The 18,144-nt window shown below is 33.1% G+C and carries 17 protein-coding genes; 10 read left to right on the forward strand and 7 right to left on the reverse strand.

Features of this window, described 5'->3' with window-relative positions:
* Window positions 1-3 precede the first annotated feature (3 nt).
* From hisH to hisG, 6 genes are all read right to left on the reverse strand, one after another.
* Entirely contained in the window at window positions 4-582 is a 579-nt protein-coding gene (gene hisH, locus B3J26_RS01445; protein WP_291066625.1) for an imidazole glycerol phosphate synthase subunit HisH, read from the reverse strand.
* Window positions 583-658: 76 nt separating this feature from the next.
* Entirely contained in the window at window positions 659-1,792 is a 1,134-nt protein-coding gene (gene hisB, locus B3J26_RS01450) for a bifunctional histidinol-phosphatase/imidazoleglycerol-phosphate dehydratase HisB (RefSeq protein ID WP_291066623.1), read from the reverse strand.
* Window positions 1,793-1,829: 37 nt separating this feature from the next.
* Entirely contained in the window at window positions 1,830-2,198 is a 369-nt protein-coding gene (locus B3J26_RS01455) for a four helix bundle protein (RefSeq protein WP_291066621.1), read from the reverse strand.
* Between the two features lie 95 nt (window positions 2,199-2,293).
* The gene (hisC, locus tag B3J26_RS01460; protein WP_291066619.1) at window positions 2,294-3,346 is read right to left on the reverse strand and encodes a histidinol-phosphate transaminase; all 1,053 of its coding nucleotides are present in this window, start codon (window positions 3,344-3,346) and stop codon (window positions 2,294-2,296) included.
* Window positions 3,347-3,360: 14 nt separating this feature from the next.
* Entirely contained in the window at window positions 3,361-4,647 is a 1,287-nt protein-coding gene (gene hisD, locus B3J26_RS01465; protein ID WP_291066617.1) for a histidinol dehydrogenase, read from the reverse strand.
* A gap of 79 nt (window positions 4,648-4,726) precedes the next feature.
* Window positions 4,727-5,584 (reverse strand): ATP phosphoribosyltransferase, encoded by an 858-nt coding sequence (hisG, locus tag B3J26_RS01470; RefSeq protein ID WP_291072858.1) that lies wholly within the window; start codon window positions 5,582-5,584, stop codon window positions 4,727-4,729.
* Between the two features lie 406 nt (window positions 5,585-5,990).
* On the opposite strand from hisG, the gene hflX reads away from it, so the two are divergent.
* Entirely contained in the window at window positions 5,991-7,217 is a 1,227-nt protein-coding gene (gene hflX, locus B3J26_RS01475; RefSeq protein WP_038337345.1) for a GTPase HflX, read from the forward strand.
* A gap of 64 nt (window positions 7,218-7,281) precedes the next feature.
* Window positions 7,282-7,989 (forward strand): DNA alkylation repair protein, encoded by a 708-nt coding sequence (locus tag B3J26_RS01480; RefSeq protein ID WP_291072880.1) that lies wholly within the window; start codon window positions 7,282-7,284, stop codon window positions 7,987-7,989.
* Between the two features lie 58 nt (window positions 7,990-8,047).
* Here B3J26_RS01480 and B3J26_RS01485 read toward each other — a convergent pair whose 3' ends face one another.
* Window positions 8,048-8,755, reverse strand: a complete 708-nt coding sequence (locus B3J26_RS01485; protein WP_291072882.1) for a Crp/Fnr family transcriptional regulator — start codon at window positions 8,753-8,755, stop codon at window positions 8,048-8,050.
* Window positions 8,756-8,830: 75 nt separating this feature from the next.
* Here B3J26_RS01485 and B3J26_RS01490 point away from each other — a divergent pair, with 75 nt between their 5' ends.
* The 8 genes from B3J26_RS01490 (at window position 8,831) to B3J26_RS01525 (ending at window position 17,992) form a co-directional block, all read left to right on the forward strand.
* Complete coding sequence (locus B3J26_RS01490; protein WP_291072884.1) at window positions 8,831-11,227, forward strand: heavy metal translocating P-type ATPase; 2,397 nt, start codon at window positions 8,831-8,833, stop codon at window positions 11,225-11,227.
* 79 nt (window positions 11,228-11,306) lie between these two features.
* Window positions 11,307-11,471, forward strand: a complete 165-nt coding sequence (gene ccoS, locus B3J26_RS01495; protein WP_019974626.1) for a cbb3-type cytochrome oxidase assembly protein CcoS — start codon at window positions 11,307-11,309, stop codon at window positions 11,469-11,471.
* The gene (gene ccoO / locus B3J26_RS01500; protein ID WP_291066607.1) at window positions 11,471-13,738 is read left to right on the forward strand and encodes a cytochrome-c oxidase, cbb3-type subunit II; all 2,268 of its coding nucleotides are present in this window, start codon (window positions 11,471-11,473) and stop codon (window positions 13,736-13,738) included. The genes ccoS and ccoO overlap by 1 nt, the downstream gene beginning before the upstream one ends.
* 196 nt (window positions 13,739-13,934) lie before the next feature.
* Window positions 13,935-14,882 (forward strand): cbb3-type cytochrome c oxidase N-terminal domain-containing protein, encoded by a 948-nt coding sequence (locus tag B3J26_RS01505; RefSeq protein ID WP_280051210.1) that lies wholly within the window; start codon window positions 13,935-13,937, stop codon window positions 14,880-14,882.
* Between the two features lie 102 nt (window positions 14,883-14,984).
* Window positions 14,985-16,466, forward strand: coding sequence for a cytochrome c oxidase accessory protein CcoG (gene ccoG, locus B3J26_RS01510; protein WP_280062398.1), 1,482 nt, complete (start codon window positions 14,985-14,987; stop codon window positions 16,464-16,466).
* Between the two features lie 4 nt (window positions 16,467-16,470).
* Window positions 16,471-16,914 carry a FixH family protein gene (locus B3J26_RS01515; RefSeq protein WP_038335014.1) on the forward strand — a complete coding sequence of 148 codons (444 nt, stop codon included), beginning with the start codon at window positions 16,471-16,473 and terminating at the stop codon, window positions 16,912-16,914.
* Window positions 16,899-17,615, forward strand: coding sequence for a sulfite exporter TauE/SafE family protein (locus B3J26_RS01520; protein WP_291072886.1), 717 nt, complete (start codon window positions 16,899-16,901; stop codon window positions 17,613-17,615). Before B3J26_RS01515 ends, B3J26_RS01520 begins: the two co-directional genes overlap by 16 nt.
* A 38-nt stretch (window positions 17,616-17,653) precedes the next feature.
* On the forward strand, window positions 17,654-17,992 hold the full coding sequence (locus tag B3J26_RS01525) for a hypothetical protein (protein WP_280036616.1): 339 nt from the start codon (window positions 17,654-17,656) through the stop codon (window positions 17,990-17,992).
* Window positions 17,993-18,144: the final 152 nt, after the last annotated feature.

Here is an 18,144-nt window from a genome sequence, read left to right on the forward strand (position 1 = left end):
ATACTATAAACTTAGAAAGTTTTTTAGGATTTGTTCTCCTATTCCTGCAGATTTCTCTGGGTGAAATTGAGTTGCATAAAAATTATCTTTATGTAAAGCTGCTGAATATTCTAAAATATAATCTGTTTTCGCGATCGTATATTCTGAATTTTCGCAATAAAAACTGTGTACATAATAAATGTCGGAGTTTTCGTGAACTCCATTAAACAAAGGCGTTTTTAAATCATAAATCGTATTCCAGCCCATATGAGGAACGATTTCTGTTGAAGGAAATAATTTAACTTGAATAGGGAAAATTCCTAAACAATCGGTATTTCCTTCTTCCGAATAAGCACACATTAATTGCTGACCCAAACAAATTCCTAATGTTGGTTGTTTTAAGTTTTTGATGACTTTGTCTAATCCTTTTTCTTTTAAATAAGTCATTGCGGAACTTGCTTCGCCAACTCCAGGGAAAATTACCTTATCTGCATTTTTCAAGGTTTCAAAATCGTCTGTAATTATTGCTTCATAACTCAAACGAGTTACCGCATTGTACACCGATTTAACATTTCCTGCATTGTATTTTACTATTGCTATCATTTTTTTAGTTCTAAGTTCTAAGTCGTAAGGCATAAGGATAAGAAAATCCTTAGAACTTATACCTTAAGACTTAAGTCTACAAAAGTCCTTTTGTTGATGGTAAAATCATTTTTTCTGGATCGCGTTTTACAGCCACTTTAATGGCTTTTGCGAAGGCTTTGAAAATCGCTTCAATTTTGTGGTGCTCGTTTGTGCCTTCCGCTTTGATATTTAAGTTTGCTTTTGCTCCGTCTGTAAATGATTTGAAGAAATGATAAAACATTTCTGTTGGCATTTGACCAATCATTTCACGTTTAAAATCCGCTTCCCAAACTAACCAATTTCTTCCGCCAAAATCAATCGCTGCTTGTGCTAAACAATCGTCCATTGGTAAAGTAAATCCGTAACGTTCGATGCCTAATTTATTTCCTAAAGCTTGAGCGAAAACTTCGCCCAAAGCAATTGCTGTATCTTCAATTGTGTGATGTTCGTCAACTTCTAAATCGCCATCGACTTTAATCACTAAATCCATTTGTCCATGACGCGCAATTTGATCTAACATGTGATCGAAAAAGTGGATTCCTGTCGAGATATCCGATTTTCCAGTTCCGTCAAGATTCAAATCGATTTTGATCTTTGTTTCATTCGTGTTTCGAACAATTGAAGCCGTGCGATTTTGAAGTTTTAAGAACTCGTAAATTTCTTTCCACGACGTTGTTTTCAAAGCAATCGTTTCATTCAATCCTTCGATATCTTTAATTTCGTTCGCGCCTAAAGCTTCATCATTCGCGATAAAAATTCCTTTTCCACCAAGATTTTGAGCTAATTTCACATCCGTTATTCGATCACCAATCACAAACGAATTTACTAAATCGTACTCTGGATTATTGATGTATTTTGTTAATAATGCCGTTCCAGGTTTGCGTGTTGGCGCATTTTCGTGTGCAAAAGTTTTATCAATGTAAATATCTTCGAATTTCACCCCTTCATTTTCGAATGCTTTCACCACAAAATTTTGAATCGGCCAGAATAATTCTTCTGGATTAGCAGGCGTTCCCAAACCATCTTGATTGGTTACCATCGCTAATTCGTAATCCAATTCTTTCGCAATTTTACCTAAATAAGTAAATGCTCCAGGATAGAATTCTAGTTTCGAAAAGCTGTCAACTTGGTAGTCTTCGGGTTCCAAAATCAAGGTTCCGTCGCGGTCTATGAATAGTATTTTTTTCATTTTTTGTTTGTAAGTTATAAGACGTAAGATTTAAGGCTTAAGAATTTGAGTTCTTAATGAATTTCTCATATCCATTTAATAATTTCCCTATTTCTTCGGCGTCTTTTAATAATTCATTATATGTATCTTCTTCAATATATTTTAAGTCTTTACTTAGTATCAAAAAGTATTTGACTTCTTCTAAAGAACCTTCTGCAATATTTATAAAACTTAATTGATGAGGAATTGTTTTCTTTTTCTTTTTCTTTCCTTCAACAATATTCGCTGGAATAGAATAAGCGGCTCTTCTAAGCTGACTTGTTAATCCATAAATTTCTTCACGAGGAAATAGTTGTGTGATTTCATAAATCTTCAAAACTAAAAGATGAGATTTTTGCCAAACAATCAAGTCTTTAAATGTTGCCATAATGTTTAGTTTTAAGGTTAGAATTATACCTTTATTAAATTACAAAATTCTTAGGCAACCTCAAACCTTACATCTTAAGCCTTAAGTCTTATATCTTAATACTTAAGACTATTAAGCGCTTCCACCAACTTCCCATTCTCATCTTCCGTTCCAACAGTTATACGTAAGCAATTCTCACATAAATCATCGTTGTTTCGATTACGAATAACAATTCCTTTTTCGATCAATTGATTGTAACGTTCGTTTGCATTATCAACTTTAATCAAAATGAAATTCGCATCGCTTGGATATATTTTTTCTACAAATGAAATTTCAGCAAGAGCTTGTTCTAAAAAATCTTTTTGTTCGATTATCGTATTTGTTTCATCAACTACTTTATCGTAATTACCTAAAATTTCAATCGCTTTTAATTGTGTTAATTGATTAATATTATAAGGTGGTTTGATCTTGTTTAAAACATCAATAATTTCCTGAGAAGCATATAAAATTCCTAAACGTATTCCGGCTAAACCAACCGCCTTCGATAAAGTTTGGGTAACGATTACGTTCGGATAATTTTTGATTTCATTAATCCAAGAAGGTTCCATCGCGAAATCAATATATGCTTCGTCAATAATCACTAAACCATTGAAACGATTAACAATTCCTAAAATCGAATCTCTTTTGATGATTTCTCCCGTTGGATTATTAGGCGAACATAAGAAAATCATTTTCGTATTGTCATCAACTTTTGAAAATATATCTTCGATATTTGGTTGAAAATTTTCTTCGTTTAATAAAGATTTTCGGTATTCAATTGCATTCAGATTAGCTAAAACTCCGTACATTCCATAAGAAGGAGAAATCGCAATTACATTATCTTGATTTGGTTCGCAAAATGCTCGAAAAATTAAATCCAACACTTCATCGCTTCCGTTTCCTAATAAAATCTGATTGGCAGGAAAGTTTTTGATTTTACTTAAAATCGATTTTACATTGCGTTGCAAAGGATCGGGATAACGATTTAGCCCATTGTTGAATGGATTTTCGTTCGCATCTAAGAAAACGAAATCGTCATTTATTTCTTGAAATTCGTCACGAGCCGATGAATAAGCTTTCATCGCTTTTACGTTGGGACGAATGATATTGTTTATGTTAAAAGAATTCATGTACGATTTTAGATTTACAATTTTAGATCATTTAGTCTTAAGGTAACCGCGTTTTTGTGGGCAAATAATTCTTCGGCTTCGGCCATTAATTCGATTGCTGGACCAATATTTTGAATTCCTTGTGCTGTTAATTTTTGAAAAGTAATTTTCTTGATAAAACTATCAAAAGACACTCCTGAATAATTCTTTGCATATCTGTTTGTTGGTAATGTGTGATTGGTTCCAGACGCATAATCTCCAGCGGATTCGCACGAATAATTTCCTAAGAAAACTGAGCCTGCATTAATAATTTTTCCGATATAATTTTCAGCTGTTTCGCAAGCAAAAATTAGATGTTCTGGCGCATAAATATTCGAAAAATTGACACATTCTTCGATAGAGTTTAAAACAATTCCTCGTGAATTTTCTAGAGCTTTAGCTGCTAATTCTTTTCTTGGTAGAACTTCTAATTGAGCATTAATTTCAATAATTGTTTCGTTTAACTTTTGCTCGTTTGTTGTTAATAAAATCACTTGTGAATCTATTCCGTGTTCTGCTTGTGACAATAAATCGGCTGCGACATATTTAGGAACTGAAGTTTCATCAGCAATTACTAAAACTTCGCTTGGACCTGCAGGCATATCGATCGCTACACCAAAGTTTTGAGCCACTTGTTTGGCAGCGGTTACATATTGATTTCCAGGTCCAAAAATTTTATCAACTTTCTGTATTGTTTGTGTTCCAAAAGTCAACGCTCCAATCGCCTGGATTCCGCCCACTTTGTGTATTTTTTCAATTCCGATTAAGTTGGCTGTGTATAAAATCGCAGGATGAATTTTTCCTTCTTTGTTAGGAGGTGTGCATAAAATAATATTTTGACAACCCGCTAATTTAGCAGGAATCCCTAACATTAATGTCGTAGAAAATAACGGAGCCGTTCCGCCTGGTATATAAATCCCAACATTTTCGATTGCGCGAGATTCTCTCCAACAATTGACACCATTTGTAGTTTCGATGATTTGGACTTCTTCACGTTGAACGGAGTGGAATTTTTCAATATTCGAAGCAGCTAATTGAATTGCTTGTTTTAATTCCTCAGAAATTAAAGTTTTCGCTTCTTCTATTTCAACAGCAGTAACTTCCAGAGAAGATAATTTTACTTTATCAAATTGTTCGGTAAAATCGATTAACGCTTGATTTTTCTCGGTTTGAATCTTTCCAAAAACATCTAAAACGATTTTCTGTAAATCTTGCACTTCTTTCGTAGGTCGAGCTGTTAATGTTGACCAATCAGAAATATTTGGGTTGATGTATGTTTGCATCTATTCTTAATTTTAAGTTCTAAGACTTAAGTTCTAAGGTTTCTATCATCCTTATGACTTATACCTTAAGACTTATGTCTTATAAAATCATTTTTTCAATTTCTAATACTAAAATTCCTTCTGCACCCAAAGCTTTCAATTGCTCGATGATGTCCCAAAAAGTATCCTCTTTAATGACAGTGTGGATTGATGACCAACCTTTTTCGGCCAATGGCAAGACTGTTGGAGATTTCATTCCAGGTAACAAAGCAATGATTTCTTCTAACTTTTCGTTTGGTGCGTTTAATAAAATATATTTGTTTTCAGAAGATTGTTTTACTGCTTCGATTCTAAATAAAAGACGATCTACAATAGCTTGTTTTTCAGCATCAAGATTTTGATTAGAAATTAAAACAGCTTGCGATTCAACCACCGTTTCCACTTGTTTTAAACCGTTTGTTAATAGAGTAGAACCTGTAGAAACGATATCAAAAATAGCATTTGCCAAACCGATACTTGGAGCAATTTCTACGCTTCCTCCGATTTCTTCAATCTTAACATTAATTCCTTTTTCTTGGAAGAATTTTCCTAAAATACGTGGATAAGAAGTTGCAATTTTTTTATCTTGAAAATAACTTAAATCTGTATAAATTTCATCTTTCGGGATCGCTAAACAAAGTTTGCAGCCAGCGAATCCTAATTGACGGATTTGAGTGACATTTTTATCTTTTTCCCAAACTTCATTTTCACCTAAAATACCGATATCAGCAACCCCTTGTTCTACATATTGCGGAATATCGTCGTCACGTAAGAATAAAACTTCGATAGGGAAATTAGGAGATTCGGTTCTTAATTTTCGATTACTTGTAGAGATTTTAATTCCGCAATCTTTCAATAATTCGAGTGATTTTTCACTTAATCGACCACTTTTCTGAATGGCTATTTTTAATTTACTCATTTTTTAATATTTTATATTTTTAAGTTTGAGTAAATCGATGATTAAATCTTGAAGTAACAAAAAATCCCGTTCGATTTACTCAAACGGGACTTAGATATTTTGATAAAATCATTACATACCACTATCTGCTCGCTTGAGTGCAAGTATGATGGTGATGATGATGTAATTGATTTGTGTACATTTTTACTTTTTTGTTGGAACAAATGTAGAAAGGAAATTTTAATTGACAATAGATTTTTTGAAAATTAGTAAATAAACTTGTTATTAATTATGAAAACCTTATTTTTTTCTATTTTTATCCAAAAGAACTCAAATATTTATTGAGTTTTATTGATTTGATTAATTCTCAATATTTTATAGAAAGTTCGGTTACATCCAAAACTTTCTTTTATTTTTGCAGTAATATATGTTAGAAAAACAAGAAGCACAATACGAAAAAGTAGTTTTAGTTGGATTGATTACACGTGAACAATCCGAAGAGAAACTGACGGAATATATGGACGAATTGGAGTTCTTAGCTTATACAGCTGGAGCGACAGTTGGAGAACGTTTTACGCAAAGAATGGACAAACCTGATTCTAAATTCTTTGTAGGAAGCGGGAAATTAGATGAAATCACAGCTTTTGTCGAGGAATATGATATTGATACAGTTATTTTTGATGATGAATTAACGCCTTCTCAGTTGAAAAATATTGAGAAAGTTGTCAACAAAAAAATCATCGACCGTACACAATTGATTTTAGATATTTTTGCTCAACGAGCGCAAACTTCATATGCACGTACGCAAGTAGAATTGGCACAATATCAATATTTATTACCGCGATTAACACGAATGTGGACGCACTTAGAGCGTCAGCGTGGAGGAATTGGTATGCGTGGTCCTGGTGAAACTGAAATTGAAACGGATAGACGTATTATTCGTGATCGAATTACATTATTGAAAGAGAAACTGAAAGGAATCGATAAGCAAATGGCTACTCAGCGTAAAAATCGTGGTGCATTGGTGCGCGTTGCGTTGGTTGGGTACACAAATGTTGGGAAATCAACGTTGATGAATGTTTTATCGAAATCTGAAGTTTTTGCCGAAAATAAATTATTTGCAACATTAGATACAACGGTTCGAAAAGTGGTGATAGGTAATTTACCTTTCTTATTAACGGATACGGTTGGGTTTATTCGTAAGTTGCCTACACAATTAGTGGAATCGTTCAAATCTACATTAGATGAGGTTCGCGAAGCGGATTTATTGGTGCATGTTGTGGATATTTCGCATGCGAGTTTTGAGGATCATGTGAATTCGGTGAATCAAATTTTAGCTGAAATTGAATCGAAAGAGAAACCAACGATTATGGTTTTTAATAAAATTGATAATTTTTCTTATGTCAAACAAGATGAAGATGATTTGTCTGAAAAGAAATTTGAAAATTATTCGTTAGAAGATTGGAAACGTACGTGGATGGCGAAAACGGATTATCCGACATTGTTTATTTCGGCAACGGAAAAAGATAATTTAGAAGATTTGCGCAAAACAGTTTATGAAGAAGTGAAAGAAATTCATATGAAACGTTTTCCTTATAATAACTTTCTTTTTCAGTATTATGATGAAGAAGAAGAAAATGATACGGAAGAATAAAGATAGAAAGAGTTCAGTTTTTGGACTCTTTTTTTGTTAACTTCAACATCTTAATTGATAAAATATGATAGAGCAATTAAAATCAACTTTACAAGATTTATCGGACGAAGAAAAAGCGAAAATTATGATGCGTTTTTTCAAAACTGGAAAAGGAGAATATGGCGAAGGAGATATTTTTCTTGGGATTTCTGTTCCGAATCAACGTTTGATTGCGAAAGAATTTTATCAACAAGTTTCATTAAATGACATCAAAAATTTATTGAATTCCAATATTCATGAATATAGATTAACAGCTTTATTGATATTGGTCTTGAAGTACGAAAAATCAAAAGATGAACTTGTAAGAAAAGATATCATCGATTTTTATCTTGCTCAAACTTCTCAAATCAACAATTGGGATTTGGTTGACACAAGTTGTTATAAAATTTTGGGACATTATTGTTTTCATCAAAAACGAGAAGAATTGCTTTTTGAATTAGCGAATTCTGAGGATTTGTGGGAAAAACGAATTGCAATTGTATCAACGATGTATTTTATCAAACAAAAATCATTTTCAATTGTTCCAGAAATTGTGTTGAAAAATCTTAATCATTCACACGATTTAATGCACAAAGCAAATGGTTGGATGTTGCGTGAAATGGGAAAAATGGACGAAGAAAAGTTGATTGAGTTTTTAGATGAATATACATTACAAATGCCAAGAACGACGTTGAGATATGCGCTCGAAAAAATTGATCCAATTCTCAAAGATTATTATATGAAATTGAAATAGTTTGCATAAAAAAAGTCGCTCACAGAGCGACTTTTTATTTTATATAAAGAATAAATTCTTACAAAATAACATGACCTAATTTTGTCAATTTTTGATGATCTAAAACTTTGATTTTTCGTCCTTCAACTTCGATTAATTCATCAGTTTTGAATTCAGAAATCAAACGAATTGCAGATTCTGTTGCTGTTCCAATCAAATTTGCCATTTCTTCGCGTGTCAACGAAATGTTGATAAATCCGTCTTTGTCTGTTCCTAATTTTCCTTCTAATAAAATTAAAACTTCAGCCAAACGTTCGCGAACTGTTTTTTGTGCTAAATAAGTAATTGTTCTTGCATATTCTCCCAAATCTTTTGCAATTCTTTGTAAAATATTGAAAGCTAATTTTGGATTAACTTCTAATAATTTTAAGAAGAATTTTTCTGGAATATAATATATTTCAACAGGGGTCATTGCAGTTGCAGATGCACCAAAAACTTCTTGACTTAAAATTGAGCGATAACCGATAATGTCACCTTCGTTGATAAAACGTAGAATTTGCTCTTTTCCATTAAAACCAATTTTGAACAACTTAGCAGTTCCTTTCATGACGCAATATATACCTTTTGGTGTGTGACCTTCTTGGATAATTTCGTCTCCTTTTTTTAGGTTGATGATTTTCTTTTCTTGCTCAAACTCCAATAATTCTTCCTTACTAAAAACCCCGAAAGACTCTGGGCTATCAAACATCGCTTTAATCGATACTACATTCTCATTAAACTCTGACATATCTTGTTGTTATGACTTAATTCATACAAAGTTAACGTTAATTCTGATAAAAGGAAAGTAATTTTGTAAAATAGTATGGAAGAGAATTGTTTTCACTGTGGTCAACGGATTGAAGAAGAGGTTATTCAGTTCGATGAAAAGGATTTTTGTTGTCAGGGTTGTAAAACGGTTTACGAGATTTTAAACGTAAATAATCTAAAAGATTATTACGACCTTAATCGTAATGCAGGTTTGCGTCCTGATGGGAAAAGTAATCATCAATTTGATTTCTTAAACACAAAAGAAATCTTTGATAAAGTTGTCGATTTTTCAGATGACGGCGTTACAGTTGTCTCCTTTTACGTGCCTGTAATGCACTGTACTTCGTGTGTTTGGTTGTTAGAAAGTTTGGATACGATTAATCCAAATATTATATCTTCTAATGTCAATTTTACGCAAAAAACTGTTCAGATTACGTATCGTGATGCGGATTTGAAATTGGGTGATTTAGCAAGATTTATTACAAATTTAGGCTACAAACCTTCGATTAATCTAAAAACATTAGACAAAAAGAAAAAAAGCAAAGTTGATCGTTCTTTGGTGAGCAAATTGGTAATTGCAGGATTCTGTTTTGGGAATATTATGCTTTTATCTTTTCCAGAATATGTCGAAGTTTTTGGTAATGTAAAAGAACAATGGTTAGATCAAAACAAAGGATATTTCCGTTGGACAATGTTCGCGTTATCATTGCCTGTTTTCTTTTATTCATCTACCGATTATTTTGTTTCGGCTTGGCAAGGTCTGAAAAATAAATATATCAATATCGATGTGCCAATTGCGTTAGGAATCATCGTGATTATGTTCAAATCGACTTATGATATCATTTTTGATATTTCGCCAGGTTACTTTGATACATTAGCAATGCTTCTATTTTTGATGTTGACAGGGAAATGGTTTCAGCAACAAACAATGCAAGCATTGGCATTTGATCGAGATTACAAATCGTTTTATCCAATTGCAGTTGCGAAATTAGAAAATGGTTATGAACAACCAATTTTGTTGGCTGATTTGAAAAAAGGTGATCGAATTTTAATTAGAAATGAAGAAATTATTCCAGCCGATGCTATTTTGATGAAAGGTGAAGCGATGATTGATAACTCGTTTGTGACGGGAGAATCTCGTTTGATTCAGAAAAAAGCTGGAGATAAAATATTTGCTGGAGGAAAACAATCTGGTCATGCAATTGAGTTGGAAATTATTTCGGATGTTAATCAAAGTTATTTAACCCAATTATGGAACAATGATGCTTTCCAGAAAGAAGAATCTGAGTTGAATGCTTTGACGAATAAAATCAGTCATTATTTCACATTAATCATCCTTATTATTACAGCAATTTCTGCTGTTTATTGGTATTTCCACGATTCTTCAAAAATATTAGAAGTTGTTACATCAATCTTAATTATTGCTTGCCCTTGTGCGTTAGGTTTATCGTCTCCGTTTATTTTGGGACACATGATGCGTATTTTCGGGAATAAGAAATTCTATGTAAAAAATACATCAACAGTCGAAAGAATGGAAAAAATTACAGATGTAGTTTTTGATAAAACGGGTACAATTACGGAAAGTGATGAAGCGAAAGTGCAATACGAGGGGAAAGAACTTTCTGAGTATCAAAAGCAATTGGTGAAAGCATTGATTAGAAACTCTAATCACCCTTTAAGCCGTACATTATATAAGAAATTGACGGTTGATGATCATTTGCCGATTTCTAATTACGAAGAAATTGTAGGAAAAGGCCAGCAAGCTGATGTAGATGGACATCAAGTAAAAGTTGGTTCGAGAAGTTTTACAAATGTAATTTTTAATGAAAATATATTGAATCAATCTCAAGTTTTTATAGCGATTGATGGAGAAGTTTTTGGTAAATTTGTGTATACCAATCGATATCGGAAAGGTTTAGATCGTTTATTGAAAGAATTGGATACATATCAGTTACACGTTTTGTCTGGGGATAATGATTCTGAAAAAGAATATTTAGAAACTATTTTTCCTGCCAATGCAAAATTGATTTTTAATCAATCGCCAACTGATAAGTTAGAATATATAAAACAATTGGAACAAGAAGGGAAGAAGGTGATGATGCTTGGAGATGGATTGAATGACGCTGGAGCTTTGAAACAAAGTACAGTAGGGATTTCTATTTCTGAGGATATTAACAGTTTTTCGCCTTCGTGTGATGGAATTTTGGATGCAAAAAGTTTTTCTGCAATTCCAAATTTCTTAAAGTTATCGAAGACCACGATGAAATTTGTAAAAATTGCTTTTTTCATCAGTTTCTTGTATAATATTGTTGGACTTAGTTTTGCTGTTTCTGGTTATTTACAGCCAGTTGTAGCGGCTATATTAATGCCAATAAGTTCTATTTCAGTGTTAATTTTTGCAACGGCAAGTACCCGAATTGCGGATAAATTAACAAAATGGAATTTAGATTGATTTTAAATTAGAGTTATAAATACTGCTCTGACCAAAATCATTGTGATAAGAACTTAGGGCTTTGTAATTTTGTGGAGCTATGGGGATATTATTATTAATGATATTAGTTAGTGTCTCTTTGGGGGCAATTTTCCTTCTTTTATTCTTTTTAGGGTATAAGAAAGGGCAGTTTGACGAAGACGAATCTCCAGCGGTGAGAATGTTAAAAGATGATAAAAAAACACAAGATAAAATCGACTCATAATGCAAATGCAGACTTTTAGTTACGACAATAAGATCGTAAAGTATTTCCTTTATGCCACATTGTTTTGGGCAGTTATGGCATTTTTCTTTGGAGTATTGGTTGCAACTTTGTTGTTTTTTCCTACGTTACCAGAATACATCTTCGGATCGGATGATGGAACAATTGGAGGAAACATTCAAGGATTAATCAATTCACAAGGGACACTTGGTTTTGGTAGATTAAGAATGATTCACACAACATTTGCGGTATTCGCCTTTGTTGGGAACTCTTTCTTTACTGGAGCTTATTATTCAATGCAAAGGTTGTTGAAAACCAGAATGTACAGCGATGTTTTAAGCTGGATCGTTTTCTGGGGATGGCAATTATTTATTGTATTATCATTTGTAACATTTATCTTAGGATACAACACTTCTAAAGAGTATGCTGAGCATGAATGGCCAATTGATATTTTAATCGCGTTAGTTTGGGTATTGTTTGGAGCACAAATGTTCTTAACGATTGCTAAGCGTCGTGTACGTCACTTGTACGTTGCAATTTGGTTCTATATTGGAACTTGGGCAGCAATTACAATGTTACACGTGTTTAACAATTTAGAAATCCCAGTAACATTTAGTTTAACAGCTCCAAAATCGTACTCTTTATATTCTGGAGTTCAAGATGCGTTAGTACAATGGTGGTACGGGCACAACGCCGTAGCATTCTTCTTAACGACACCTATCTTAGGATTAATGTATTACTTTGTACCAAAAGCAGCTAATAGACCTGTGTTTTCATACAAATTATCTATTATCCACTTCTGGTCATTAATCTTCATTTATATTTGGGCTGGTCCTCACCACTTGCTTTATACAGCATTACCAGGTTGGGCACAAGCTTTAGGAACAGGTTTCTCTATCATGTTAATCGCTCCATCTTGGGGAGGTATGTTGAATGGTTTATTAACATTACGTGGTGCATGGGATAAAGTAAGAGAAAATCCTATTTTGAAATTCTTCGTAGTTGCCTTAACTTGTTATGGTATGGCTACTTTTGAAGGTCCAATGTTAGCAACAAAAACATTAAATAAAATTGGTCACTTTACAGATTGGGTTCCTGCTCACGTACACGTAGGTACTTTAGGATGGAATGGATTTATCGCTTTTGGTATGATCTATTACTTAGTACCAAAATTATTCAACACAAAATTAGCATCTGTTAAGATGGCTAACGCTCACTTCTGGATTGGTACTTTCGGTATCTTATTCTGGGTAATTCCTATGTATGTTGCAGGATGGACACAAGGTTTAATGTGGAAACAATTCGCAGCAGACGGAACATTAGAATATGGTAACTTCTTACAAACAGTTACTATTCTTAAAAAATGGTTATATCCATTACGTGCATTCGGTGGAACATTATATTTATTAGGATCAATCTTAATGATTATCAATGTTTGGAAAACAGTAAAAGCTGGACACTTTGTAGCAAACGAAGAAGCAGAAGCTCCTGCATTAGCTCCAAAAACAGCAGCACGTACACAAGGAGAAGGCGTACACTCTTGGATTGAAAGAACACCAATCGTGTTAACAATCGGAGCTGTATTAACTTTAGCAGTTGGTGGTTTAGTAGAGATTGTTCCTACAATTGTAGTTAAATCTAACGTACCTACAATTGCAAGTATCAAACCTTATACTCCATTAGAATTAGAAGGACGTGATTTATATATTCGTGAAGGATGTAATGCTTGTCACACGCAAATGGTTCGTCCATTCCGTGACGAAGTAAAACGTTATGGTGAATACTCTAAAGCAGGAGAATTTGTTTACGATCACCCATTTTTATGGGGTTCTAAAAGAACTGGTCCAGACTTACACCGCGAAGGAGGTAAAAACCCAGACGCTTGGCATTACAAACATATGTGGAATCCACGTTCTACATCAGATGGTTCTATCATGCCACGTTACCCATGGTTAATTGAAAACAAATTAGACCGTGAGTTAACGCGTGATAAAATGAAATCAATGGTTGCATTAGGTGTCCCTTATCAACAAGAAGATTTTGACAGTATGCAAGTTTCTATGAACAAACAAGCTTTAGCAATCGAGCAAACTATCTTTAAAGATGCGTCTGATTTGAAAGAGTTATATGCGAAAAAAGAAGCAGAAGCTAAACAACAAGGTAAAGAGTTTGTTCCGTTAAGAGATCGTGAGATTACAGCGTTAATCGCATATTTACAACGTTTAGGAACAGATATCAAAGCTGAACAAGTAGAGACAGCAAGTAACTAATGTTAAAATATTATAAAGAATTCCTTTCTCAGTATGAGTATGCATCTTTATTGCAGACATTAATCCTAATAGGATTTATAGCAGTCTTTGTGACAATTTTTGTTAAGGTTATGAAAAAACCAAAAGAGTATTACAAAGACAGCGAGTCAGCAGCTTTAGATTTAGAACCAGAAGAGAACGAAAAAAATAATACAAAATGAGACAACGTACCCCGGCTTATATATTTATTCCATTAACGCTATTAGCAGTAATCTTAGCGTTTACAATGGTGACGCCAGTAGATGTGGTGCCAGAACCAGGTTTTCAAGGAATGATGCACAATTTATTGGAGCACTTGAAACATGTGTTTGCACAAGGAATTTTCTGGGCAGTATTAGCAGTTGCAATCGTGATGCTTTTAATCATCAATGCTTTAAACAAAGTTGTTGAAGCAGAGAAATTCAAAAGATTATCTGAAGATGAACAAGCTAAATATTTAGAAGAAGCTAAAATAGGTTACTTCAAAAGATTGTTCAGTAGTGCTGGTAAAAAACAATCAGACGAAGAAGAAGAATCTATTATCTTAGATCACGGTTTTGACGGAATCAAAGAGTTAGACAACGCTTTACCACAATGGTGGTTATCATTATTCTACTTTGGTATAGTATTTATGGTAGTTTACGTAATGGCATATAGCTTCACAGACTTTGCTCACATGGACAAAGAATACGAAGAAGAAATGGTTTACAAAGATGCGCAAGATAGTATTTGGGCAGTTGCAAATGATATTGATATCACAGGAGCTGTAAACAAATCTAACGATCCTGCAATCGTAGAACAAGGTAAAAAAATCTTTGAGCAAAACTGTACACAATGTCACATGGAAGGTGGTAAAGGAGGTATTGGACCAAACTTAACGGATGATTACTGGGTGAATCATGTAGAAGATAGTTTGTTCAAAAATATCTATCACATTGTTTATAATGGATCTCCTCACAATCCTCAAATGCGTGCATTTGGTCAACGTAAAGAGTTATCTGGATTAGCAATTGAGAAAGTAGCTTCTTATGTTTATTACATCAACCAAAAAGAACCTACGAAAACAGTTGCAGAAGGTGCAGCTGCTCCTCAAGGTGACTTAATGGAAGCATGGAAACAAAAGTAATTCATTAATAATTACAACAAATATCATATTGAAAGAGAGCTTATTTATAAGCTCTCTTTTCTTTTTTAGTCGTAAATTTGTATATATTTAAAATTCACTAAAATGAGTGTTCAAAATTCTGACCCAAAAGATGAATTTAATTTAGACGATTATTTGGATGATAACAGCCAAATGAACGAAGATGTTCGTAGTTCCATTGGAACCATGGAGCGAACCGGAGAACGTAAATGGGTTTATCCTAAAAAACCAAAAGGTAAGTTTACAAACTATAGGACGTATGTAAGTTATGTATTGTTAGCAATATTAATCTTAACGCCTTTCTTTAAATTACCTAATGGAAATCCATTGTTCAAATTTGATGTTTTGCACAGCCAATTCATCTTATTCGGATTTCCGTTCTTTACATCCGATTTCTTCCTTCTAGCTTTAGGAATGATTACGACAATTATTTTCATCGTTTTATTTACCATGGCTTATGGTCGTTTATTTTGTGGATGGGTATGTCCGCAAACAATTTTTTTGGAAATGGTTTTCCGAAAAATAGAATACGCCATAGAAGGAGATAGAGCAAAACAAATTAGATTAGATAAGCAAGATTGGGACGAAGAAAAAATTCGTAAAAAATTATTGAAATGGACCATCTTCGCAATCATTTCATTTATCATCGCCAATGTATTCTTAGCTTACATTATTGGAGCTGATGCGTTGTATGATGTGATAAAAGAAGGACCAGCAGAAAATATTGGTACATTGGTTGGATTAGTTTTCTTCTCAGCAATGTTTTATTTCGTATTCGCATGGTTCCGCGAACAAGCTTGTACATTGGTTTGCCCTTACGGACGTTTCCAAGGTGTATTAATTGATTCGCATACAATAAATGTAACATACGATTTTAAACGTGGTGAAGGAACAGCTGGTCGAGCAAAATTCAAAAAGAACGAAGATCGTAAAGCAGAAGGAAAAGGAGATTGTATTGACTGTGGTCAATGTGTTGTTGTTTGTCCTACTGGAATTGATATTCGTAACGGAATCCAATTAGAATGTGTTAACTGTACAGCTTGTATTGATGCATGTGACGAAGTAATGGAAAAAGTCGGTTTACCAACAGGATTGATTCGTTATGCTTCGGAAGATGATATCAAACGTGGCGAAAAATTCAAATTCACAAAACGATTAGCTGCTTATACATTTGCTTTATTATTATTAATTGGAGCAATGACAGCTTTCTTGTTCTCTCGTTCTGATGTAGAATCTAAATACCTTAAAGTTCCTGGAACAGATTACAAAGTAGAAGGTAAATATTACGTTAATCAATTCGAGTATACATTGTACAATAAAACAAATGCAGACCAAATTGTAACAGTTCAATTGCTATCACACAAAAACTCAAAAGTAGAAATGTACGAAGGCGAAAATAAATTGAACATGGAAAAAGGTCAAATCATCCAAGGGAAATTCTTCTTGAAAATTCCAATGGATGAAGTAAAATCGTACAAAGAAAAAGTAGTGATTGGATTAGTCAATCAAAAAGGAAAAGTAATCGATAAATACGAAACGAGCTTCTCAGCTCCATTCAAATATTAATCATATGAAGTTAAATTGGGGACATTATGTAGCAATTGCTTTGGGATGTTTTATGATATTCATTCTATCGTTGTTATATTTTGCAGGAGATACAGGCGGAATGGTAACTGAGGATTATTACGAAAAAGAAATTCATTTTCAGGATGAAATAAATGCTGAAAAACGTGCAAATGCTTTGGCCGAAAAACCAGAAGTTATTGTACAAGCAAATGGATTTTTATTTCAATTTCCAGCAACTACTGCTGCCGATTTTAAAGGAGATATTTTTTTGATGCGTAATGATGACGAAACAAAAGATGTCAAAATGCCGATTAAATTATCTGATAAAAAGAATTTTTTAGTACCATCTGTTAAGTTAATTGATGGAGAATACGAATTAACTTTAAGCTGGAAAGAAAATAATCAAACTTATTTGATTAAAAAGTCCATTCGATGGATTTCACAATAGTTATCATAGCATTATCCATAGGTCTTACATCGTCCCTGCATTGCGTGGGGATGTGCGGACCTATTGCTTTTTCTTTGGGATTAGAATCTCAAAACAAACTAAAATTTACACTTCGTAATTTGACTTATCAATTAGGACGTGTAACCACTTATACAATTTTAGGTGCAATTTTAGGATTGATTGGTGAATCATTTTCATTTGTTGGATTACAAAATTATCTAAGTATTTTGATTGGAGTTTTGATGATTATTATGGTCATGATTCCAAAATTCTATGAAAATGGTGCTACGCAACTTCGCCCTGTAAACGCCTTGATGATAAAAGTAAAACTCTCTCTTGGTAAATTCTTAATCAAGAAAGATTCTTCCTCTCTTTATATAGTTGGTCTATTAAACGGACTTTTACCTTGCGGAATGGTTTATGCTTCACTTACAGCAGCCATTGGTTTAGGATCAGTTTACAAAAGTGCACTATTCATGTTCTTCTTCGGACTTGGAACTCTGCCTTTGATGTTTGCAACCGTTTTATTTGGTAATTTTTTATCAGTGAAACAGCGTCAAACGATCTTAAAAATCTTACCAATTATCACTCTTATTTTGGGTGTATTATTTATACTTCGCGGATTAGAATTAAACATACCTTTTATCTCACCAGCCAAAGAAGCACTTCAGCTAAATGGAATGGATGAGCATTGTATGTAAATTTATTTGTAATTAATTGAATTTTTGAATTTTTGAATTTGAAAAATTTAAAAATTATTATTTTATCCTTATTAATTTCAATAATAATATTATTTATAGTTCAACATTTTGGAAAAGTATTTGAACAAAGTCCATTAGAATCTGACGGATTATATCCTTGTGAAAAAAATTATGAGGGTTATTTTGAACCATTACCTTATTCATTTGATAAAAATTATGATGACAAATTAAGATGTTCTAGTCTTAAAACGAGAGTAACGTTTAATAATCCTATTAGTGATAAAGAGTATTCAACTGATTATTTTAAAACTGTATTTACATTTCCTCCGTTTAGTACGACGGTTATATTTCAAACCAACAACAATATGAAAAACTAAAAATTGATTTCTCAAAATATTTAATTCAAATCAATTGAAGCCTTGTCAAGATTTAAATCTTGACAAGGCTTTCATTAAAATCAATACTTTCATCCTTACAAAATAAATCGTATTTTTGACGTTATCACTATATGTAGTGTAACTAAATAAAC

Source organism: Empedobacter sp. UBA5987, assembly GCF_002429865.1.
In the GTDB taxonomy this organism is placed as follows: Bacteria; Bacteroidota; Bacteroidia; order Flavobacteriales; family Weeksellaceae; genus Empedobacter; species Empedobacter falsenii_B.